This is a genomic window from Actinomycetota bacterium, from assembly GCA_030682655.1.
In the GTDB taxonomy this organism is placed as follows: Bacteria; Actinomycetota; Coriobacteriia; order Anaerosomatales; family JAUXNU01; genus JAUXNU01.
The window spans coordinates 1-1,806 of record JAUXNU010000184.1; the positions used below are offsets into that span (position 1 = coordinate 1).

1 protein-coding gene is annotated in these 1,806 nt (G+C 67.6%); it reads right to left on the bottom strand.

The features are described from left to right. Positions 1-242: 242 nt before the first annotated feature. Complete coding sequence (locus tag Q8K99_12180) at positions 243-1,475, bottom strand: IS110 family transposase (GenBank protein MDP2183311.1); 1,233 nt, start codon at positions 1,473-1,475, stop codon at positions 243-245. Positions 1,476-1,806: the final 331 nt, after the last annotated feature.

A 1,806-nucleotide genomic window follows, 5' to 3' on the forward strand; every position in this document is an offset into this window, starting at 1 on the left:
CCGAACGAGCCAGGTGTTCGAGGACGGTCCGGGGGTCGCTGCTCCGCCCGCGCGCACGGCCAAGGAGCGGCGGAGGACCCCGGCCTATTCGCCCAGATAGATGGAACAAGCTGCGAAAGCCTCTTCCGGAGTGCCGGTCCAGCGCCCACTGGGGAAAATGCAGGGCTCGTATTTCTCGCTACTGTAGGAGAAAAAAGCCATGGACAAGGAATCCTCGCTTCTGATGGGAAATACGACCTCACTCAAGCAGCAGCAGCCTCCAGAATAACGTGATGTCCAAGCCGTTCGAGCTGGGCGACCAGGCGTCGGGTCTGGCGTTCGGGGTCACGGCGCTGGTAGTAGTCGCCGCCCAGGTCTCGGTAGACTTCGCCGGTGGTGAACATGTGCCAGTAGGCGATGAGCATAGAGTGCTTGACGGCGCCCAGGGCACGGCCGTGGCCGATACGGGGGCGCAGTCGTCGGTAGAGGGCCTGCAGGTAGCTGCCGTTGGTGGCGACGGCGGCCAGGGCGGCCTCTTGCAGAGCGATGCCGAGCCACTTGGAGCCTTTGCGGCTCTGCCCGGAGCGGCGTTTGCCGGCGGACTGGTGGTTGCCGGGGCAGCGCCCGGCCCAGGAGGCCAGGTGTCCGGGCGAAGGGAAGCGGCTCATGTCGGTGCCGACTTCAGCCAGCAGGACCTCGGCGGTGCGATTGGCCACGCCGGGGATGGTCACGGCGAGCCGCACGCCGCCCTCGAAAGGGCCGAGCTGCTCCTCGATGGCGTCGGAGAGGCGGTCGATGTGCTCATCGAGGAAGTCGAGGTGGGAGAGGATGGCCCCGATGACCAGAGCATGGTGCGGCTCGAAGCGCCCCTCGAGCGCCTCCCGCAGGGCGGGCAGCTTCTTGCGGAGGCGACCCCGGGCGAGTTCCGAGAGGACCTCAGGGTCGGTGGTGCCCCGGACCAGAGCATCGAGCATGGCCCGCCCGGAGACGCCGAGGATGTTGGTGGCCACGCAGTCAAGCTTGATGCCGGTGTCTTCCAGAGCCTTGTGCAAGCGGTTGGCCTCCCGCTGGCGCTCCTGGATCTGGGTCTTGCGGTAGCGCGTGAGGGTACGCAGCGCCCGCTGCGGCTTGGGGGGCACGAAGCTGCCCCGCAGCAGCCCGGCCTCCAAGAGCCGAGAGATCCAGGCGGCGTCGGAGACGTCGGTCTTGCGCCCGGGCACCTGCTTGACGTGCCGCGCGTTTACGAGCAGGAGCTCGGCGACGTCCTCCAGCACGTGCCAGACGGGCTGCCAGTACACCCCGGTGGCCTCCATGGCCACCTGGGTCACCCGGTGGGCTTCCAGCCAGTCGCGCAGCCCCACCAGGCCGCGCACCGTCGTCTGGAACTCCGCGAGGTGCTCTTCGCGCCCCCCGCCCGGCGTGGGCACGCGCACGCACGCGGTCACCTGAGCCTTGTGCACATCCAGCCCGGCCACCCGCTCAAAGATCGTCTCCATCAACCCTCCCCTCACCGACGACAGGAAAAGCGCCACCTGCAGGGGCCTCCAAGACAGACGACTCTGATGGGCGTGCTCCAGGGCAACAGTCCGGTATCCCGGGGGAGACTCCCACGCCAAACTAACCACGGACTCACAGGCACCATGGAATATGCGGCGTCAGCAGGCGACGCCCACATCATCCCTTATTTCATCGGCCCGTGTATGCCCGCGCCGCGCGGGCAGGGGAACTAACCCGGACCTCACGGCATGCTCACCCCGCCCTCATCGTTCGCTCACACTCACCTCCCATACTGACCATGCCCGCCGCAATTCGTGCCGCACCGGCACG